The sequence below is a fragment of the Neglectibacter sp. X4 genome (assembly GCF_009917365.1).
Lineage (GTDB): Bacteria > Bacillota > Clostridia > Oscillospirales > Acutalibacteraceae > Acutalibacter.
This window is the reverse complement of the sequence record NZ_QWLE01000039.1, coordinates 22,087-28,469: the sequence shown is the minus strand read 5'-3', so window position 1 is coordinate 28,469 and position 6,383 is coordinate 22,087. Positions and strand designations below refer to the sequence as shown.

General features: G+C 56.8%; 7 protein-coding genes. 6 read left to right on the top strand and 1 reads right to left on the bottom strand.

Going from position 1 to position 6,383, the window contains the following annotated elements; genetic code table 11:
- Positions 1 to 291 precede the first annotated feature (291 nt).
- The 5 genes from D1841_RS12495 (at position 292) to D1841_RS12475 (ending at position 4,459) form a co-directional block, all read left to right on the top strand.
- On the top strand, positions 292 to 1,170 hold the full coding sequence (locus tag D1841_RS12495; protein WP_160641597.1) for a branched-chain amino acid ABC transporter permease: 879 nt from the start codon (positions 292 to 294) through the stop codon (positions 1,168 to 1,170).
- Between the two features lie 7 nt (positions 1,171 to 1,177).
- Positions 1,178 to 2,245, top strand: a complete 1,068-nt coding sequence (locus D1841_RS12490; protein WP_160641598.1) for a branched-chain amino acid ABC transporter permease — start codon at positions 1,178 to 1,180, stop codon at positions 2,243 to 2,245.
- A 22-nt stretch (positions 2,246 to 2,267) separates the two neighbouring features.
- A complete protein-coding gene (locus D1841_RS12485) occupies positions 2,268 to 3,089 on the top strand; it encodes an ABC transporter ATP-binding protein (protein WP_237076152.1) in 822 nt (273 codons plus the stop codon).
- On the top strand, positions 3,090 to 3,800 hold the full coding sequence (locus tag D1841_RS12480; protein ID WP_160641600.1) for an ABC transporter ATP-binding protein: 711 nt from the start codon (positions 3,090 to 3,092) through the stop codon (positions 3,798 to 3,800).
- 110 nt (positions 3,801 to 3,910) lie between these two features.
- Complete coding sequence (locus D1841_RS12475; protein WP_160641601.1) at positions 3,911 to 4,459, top strand: phosphodiesterase; 549 nt, start codon at positions 3,911 to 3,913, stop codon at positions 4,457 to 4,459.
- Positions 4,460 to 4,611: 152 nt separating this feature from the next.
- Here D1841_RS12475 and D1841_RS12470 read toward each other — a convergent pair whose 3' ends face one another.
- Entirely contained in the window at positions 4,612 to 5,475 is an 864-nt protein-coding gene (locus D1841_RS12470; protein ID WP_160641602.1) for a PD40 domain-containing protein, read from the bottom strand.
- 193 nt (positions 5,476 to 5,668) lie between these two features.
- Between D1841_RS12470 and D1841_RS12465 the strand changes: the two genes are divergently transcribed.
- Positions 5,669 to 6,304: an HD domain-containing protein gene (locus tag D1841_RS12465; RefSeq protein ID WP_160641603.1), complete on the top strand. Its 636-nt coding sequence runs from the start codon at positions 5,669 to 5,671 to the stop codon at positions 6,302 to 6,304.
- The last annotated feature ends 79 nt before the right edge of the window (positions 6,305 to 6,383 follow it).

Sequence of the window (6,383 nt, the reverse complement as noted above, 5' to 3'; positions counted from 1 at the left end):
TCGCAAACACCGTCTTTTTGTCCAAAACGTGCGTTTTCTGTGTTGGAAATCCTCGACAGGCGACAGCCTGTCTTGCGTTTTCCGCCTTGAAACCGCTCCGTTTTGTCTCAAAAATTCGGCACTTTCTCTATTTTCAAACAAGCCCTAATCTGTAAACTATTTTCCAAAGCAGCAAGCAAAGAGGGCTGGCCTCGGTTCGGCGGCCCTCTTCTTGCTATATCTGTCAAAATTTTGTATTCTCCGGCAGCGCCTTGAGCCGCCGGAGGCGACCTTAAACTTGAGGTGGTATTCTTGTCTTTCGTCAACAATCTTATCAATGGCATCAGCTTAGGCAGCGTGTACGCCATCATCGCCTTGGGATACACCATGGTTTATGGCATTGCCAAAATGCTGAACTTCGCCCATGGCGACATCATCATGGTGGGCGCGTATATCTGCTTCTTCATCTGCTCAGGCTTTGGCATGTCCCCCATCCTGGGCATTCTGGCGGCGGTGCTGGTATGCACCCTGCTGGGCATCCTCATCGAGCAGTTTGCCTATAAGCCCCTTCGGCAGGTGACAAGCCTTGCGGTGCTTATCACAGCCATCGGCGTAAGCTATTTCCTGCAAAACGCCGCCCAGCTTATGTGGAGCTCCAACCCCCGCATTTTCCCCGCCATCTTCGGAAACGGCGGCATCCAGCTAGGTGGGGATCTCCTCGTGCCTTACAAGACCCTGGTAACCATTGCCGCCTGCCTGGTTATCATGGCGGGCCTTATCCTCTTCACCGGGAAAACCCGCACAGGCAAGGCTATGCGGGCTTGCAGTGAAGACAAGGACGCGGCCCAGCTTATGGGCATCAACGTAAACGCCACCATTTCCCTCACCTTTGCCATTGGCTCGGCCCTTGCCGCCATTGCCGGGGTGTTGCTCTGCTCGGCCTATCCCAAGCTTATCCCCACCACCGGATCCATGCCCGGCATCAAGGCCTTCACAGCCGCTGTGTTCGGCGGTATTGGTTCCATCCCCGGGGCCTTCCTGGGGGGGATCCTGCTGGGGGTTATTGAGATTTTCTCCAGCGCCTACCTTTCCACAGAGCTGGCAAACGCCATTGTGTTCCTGGTGCTGATTGTCATCCTGCTGGTAAAGCCCACCGGGCTTTTGGGCAAAAAAGTCAGCGAGAAGGTGTGAGGTGCCTATGAAACGTTTGATTATCCGTAAAAAAGCAAGGAAGAATTTCATCACCTATGGGGTGGTCATCCTTTCCTATATTGTCCTCATGGCAGTGATAGGGGCAGGATCTATGCCCTCAGCCCTCCAGGGCCTGCTGGTGCCCATGTGCGCCTACATCGTCGCCGCCCTGTCCCTGAACCTGACCGTAGGCGTTTTAGGTGAGCTTTCCCTGGGCCACGCGGGCTTTATGAGCGTGGGGGCCTTCTCCGGGGCCACAGCCGCCATGGCCCTGGCAGATTCCGGCCTTCCCTCCTGGGGCCGCATGATTCTGGCGCTTATCGTGGGCGCTGTCCTGGCCGCGGCGGCAGGGGTCATTGTAGGCGTGCCTGTGCTGCGCCTGCAGGGAGACTACCTGGCCATTGTCACCCTGGCCTTTGGGGAGATTATTAAAACCGTGGTGACCAACCTTTATATCGGGAAAAACCCCTCGGGCCTGCGCTTCGGCTTTTTAAATCCGGACATCGGCCTGGGGAAGGGGGGCATGATGCTGGTAAACGGCCCTAACGGCATCTCTGGCATCCAGAAAATCTCCACCCTCACCTCAGGCTTTGTGATTATCATTATCTGCCTCATCATCATTTTCAACCTGGTGGACAGCCGCACAGGCCGCGCCATCATGGCCCTGCGGGATAACCGCATTGCCGCTGAGAGCGTGGGCATCAACGCCACAAAATACAAGCTGATGGCCTTCGTCATCTCCGCTGCCATGGCAGGGGCCGCGGGCGCCCTGTACGCTTTAAGCCAGAATACCGTCACCGCCAACAAGTTCGACTTCAACACCTCCATCCTTATCCTGGTGTTCGTGGTGCTGGGGGGCCTGGGCAACATGCTGGGCAGCATTGTGGCGGCAACCGTGCTCTACATCCTGCCGGAAACCTGGCTGCGGCAGTTCTCCGATTACCGTATGCTCATTTACGCGGTGGTGCTTATCCTTATGATGCTTGTCACCAACAGCCAGAAGGTGCGCACGCTCATCGGGAAGCTTCTGCCCCGCAAAAAAGCCTCAGGAAAGGAGGGCGCAGCGGATGCCTGAACTGAAATTTGAAAAAGGAAAAATGGTGCCGGTGCCCAGCCACTCTATTATCCCCGAACGGGATCTGGGCCACGCGCCTGTGCTGGAATGCAGCCACCTGGGGGTGGACTTCGGCGGCCTGCGGGCTGTAAACGACTTTAACTTCACCATCGGCAAAACGGAAATCGCCGGGCTTATCGGCCCTAACGGCGCCGGGAAAACCACAGTCTTTAACCTGCTGACAAAGGTGTACACCCCCACCCGGGGCACCATCCTCTTAAACGGCATGGACACCCACGGCAAAACCACCGTCCAGATAAACAAAATGGGCATTGCCCGCACCTTCCAGAACATCCGGCTGTTTTCAAACCTCTCCGTAGAGGACAACGTGAAAATCGGCCTGCACAACCAGAAGAAATACAGCGCCATCGAAGGCGTCCTGCGCCTGCCCTCCTACTGGAAAAAGGAGAAGGAAGCCCATGAGCGGGCCATGGAGCTTTTGTCCATCTTCAACATGGAGTATATGGCAAACTGGCGGGCAGGGAACCTCCCATACGGCGCCCAGCGCCGGCTGGAAATTGTCCGGGCCTTGGCCACAGATCCCTGCCTGCTGCTTCTGGACGAGCCTGCCGCAGGCATGAACCCGGCGGAAACGGCAGAGCTGATGGAAAATATTGTGAAAATCCGGGACAAGTTCCAAATTGCGGTGCTGCTTATTGAGCACGACATGAAGCTGGTCATGGGCATCTGCGAGGGCATCTGCGTTTTAAACTTCGGTGAGGTTATCGCCAAGGGTACGGCGGAGGACATCCGTTCAAATCCCACTGTAATTGAAGCCTACCTGGGCAAGAGGGGGGCAGAATAAATGCTGCAAGTGGACAAAATAAACGTATATTATGAGAAGATTCACGCCATCAAGGACGTATCCTTTGAGGTGAACCCCGGGGAGGTGGTGGCCCTTATCGGCGCAAACGGCGCGGGCAAAACCACCACCCTGCATACCATCACAGGGCTTATCCGCCCGGAAAGCGGCGCCATCACCTACACCGAGGAGGGCGCTTCCCTGGATCTGGCGAAAATGCCCCCTCACAAGCTGGTGTCCAAGGGCCTGGCCCATGTGCCGGAGGGCCGCCGGATTTTCCTGCAGATGACAGTGCTGGAAAACCTGGAGATGGGGGCTTTCAGCAAGGGGAAGGTATCGAAAGAGGACTTGGACAACGTATTCGCCCGGTTCCCCCGGCTGGAGGAGCGGAAAAAGCAGGTGGCAGGCACCTTGTCCGGCGGCGAGCAGCAAATGCTTGCCATGGGCCGGGCGCTGATGAGCCACCCCAAACTCCTCATGCTGGACGAGCCATCCATGGGCTTGTCGCCCATTCTGGTGGAGCAGATTTTCGACATCATTGCCGAGCTGCACAAGTCCGGCACCACCATCCTGCTGGTAGAGCAGAACGCGGAAATGGCCCTGCAAATCGCGGACAGGGCCTATGTGCTGGAGTCGGGCCGGGTGGTTATGACAGGCACCGGGGCAGAGCTTGCCGCCAGCGAGGAAATCCGCAAGGCATACCTGGGGGGCTAAGTTCCCAGCTTTTCCCGTCTTGCGCCCGGGCCGCAAACGTGGTATACTATATGCATATAGTTTCATAAAACTGTAAAAACGAAACCACCGGAAGAAAGGAAGCTGCCCCTTTGAGAAAGACAAAAACCTCCCGCCAGCGCTTTGACGCCACCCTTTTCTGCCAGTATTACGAACAGCTTTCCCGCTGCTCCGGACTGACCCAGATTGCCCAATACCCCCAGCATGGGAATACCTCCCGGCTGCTCCACAGCGTGGCTGTGGCCTATTACAGCTACCGGCTGGCTGCCGCCGCCCCTGCCACTTTCCACATGCACGAGATGGTGCGGGGGGCGCTGTTCCACGACTATTTCTTTTACGATGCCCAGGACGGCGATCCCGCCCACAAGGGCCACTGGACACGCCACCCTGCCATCGCCCTGGAAAACGCACAAAAGGAGCTGCTGCTCACAGGCATCGAGACAGACATCATCCGCAGCCATATGTTCCCCCTGACCCTGCGCCCCCCTCATTTCCGGGAGTCAGCCCTGGTGTCCCTGATGGATAAGGCCTGCTCGGTATACGAGTTTTTCCGCCGGAAGGATCCATACCGCAGCCTGCGCAGCGTCCTTGCGGGCCTGCCGGTGCATCCTGTCCTCTGCCCCCAGGCCACAGAGGCCTGAAAGCCTTTTTCCAGGCAGGGCAGCTTTACACAAAGCCATGCGCTTCCTGCGGATAATGTGGAATAATAACAAAAAATCCCCAGGCTCCTGCCAGGGGATTTTTTGTTATTATAGGAGATGCTTTTTGCAAATAAGCCTTAAAGCAAGGCGTTTTACCCCTTCATCCGGTAGCTGACAAAGGCAATCTTCTTCCCGCAGGGGGACCAGCTATTAACGTTCAGGGTGCCCTGCCCGCCGAACAGCCTGCACAGTACCCGGTAGTCTCCGCCCTGGGCGCTCATCAGCCGCAGCTCCACGTTTTTGTTGGCCGGGTGATCCCCAGGGGCCACGTCGCCCTTTTTGTAGGCGATATACACCGCCTGGCTGCCATCCGGGGAGAGGTGGGCAAACCAACTGTTGCTGTCCTCGTCTGTGGTCATCTGGATCTGGTTCCGCCCGTCCGCGTCCATGCGCCAAATCTGCATCAGGCCAGAGCGCTCCGAGTTAAACCAGATGTGCCTGCCGTCCGGGGAATACTCCGGGCCGTCGTTCAGGCCGGGGGCAGAGGTCAGCCGGGTTTCCTCCCCGCCCTCTGCGGAAATGGCATACACGTCCTTGCCGCCCTCCCGGAAAGCGCAGTAGGCCAGGGTTTTGCCGTCCGGGGACCAGCCATGGAGGAAGCTGGGGCTGTTAGGGGTGACAGTCCGGGGCTTGCCACCTGTTATGGGCACAATGTACACCTGGGAGTCCATCCCGCCGCAGCTAAAGCCCACATAATCTCCGTCCGGGGAGAGGACGTGATCGTTGTTGCAGCGGCTGCAGTCTCCTGTGTCGATTTTTTTGCTTTCCTTTGTCTCCAAATCGAACAGCCACAAAGAGCCGTGGGAATTATAGAGCAGCCGCCTGCCGTCAGGCAGCCAGTTTGGGGCCTCAATCACATAGTCAAATTCACGCAGGACAGTGCGCTCCCCTGTAGCCACGTCCAGCGTTTCCAAAATGGAAGAGCAGTCCCTGTCATATGGATTCTTTTCCGGCATATGAAACCTTCCTCTCCAGATTTTTGTGCATGGTATCGTTTCCATGTGGTGACGTTACCATATTACCATGGGTGTAAGATTTTGTCAAGGGGCAAAAAATTCTTCCAGCGCGTGGAAATCGCGCACAGGATATGGTATACTTAAAACTGCGGCTGCTGCGCACGAAACGAAAAGAATGAATGGGAGTGTGCAGATGATGGAACAAATCAACCAGGAACTGAAAGTGTACATAGAAACAAACATCCTGCCCCTGTACCAGGGCTTTGACGCGGCCCACGGGCCGGCCCATGTGCGGCAGGTGCTGGAAAACAGCCTGGCCCTTATCCCCGCCGCCCGGGAGCTTTTCGGAGAGGTGGACGCAGGCATGGTCTACGCCATTGCCGCCTACCATGACACAGGCCTGCAGTTTGGCAGGGAAAACCACGAGAAAACCTCCGGGGCTTACCTGCTGGCAGACAAGAACCTTTCCCGGTGGTTTTCTCCCGGGCAGATAAAAACCATGGGGGAGGCTGTGGAAGATCACAGGGCCTCCTCCGGGAAAGAGCCCCGCTCTGTGTATGGACGCATTGTCAGCGAGGCCGACCGGGATATTGACCCCCAGCGCATTGTCCGGCGGGTGATGGAATACGGCCTCGCCACAAAGCCGGAGCTTTCAGCGGAAGCCCAGGTGCGCCGGGCAGTGGAGCACATCCGGGAGAAATATGGGGAAGAGGGCTATATGCGGCGGTATCTGCCCTGCCCCCAAAACGAGCAGGGACTTGCCACCCTGCGGAAATGGCTTTGCACAGGGGAGATTTACGAATTGTGCAGGAAACATCTCAAGATTTAGAAGTGTTACGAAAAATCTTACAGAAAGGAACGATACCAGGCATAAAAGGCTGTTTTTTATGGCTTTCTGTGCGGATTCT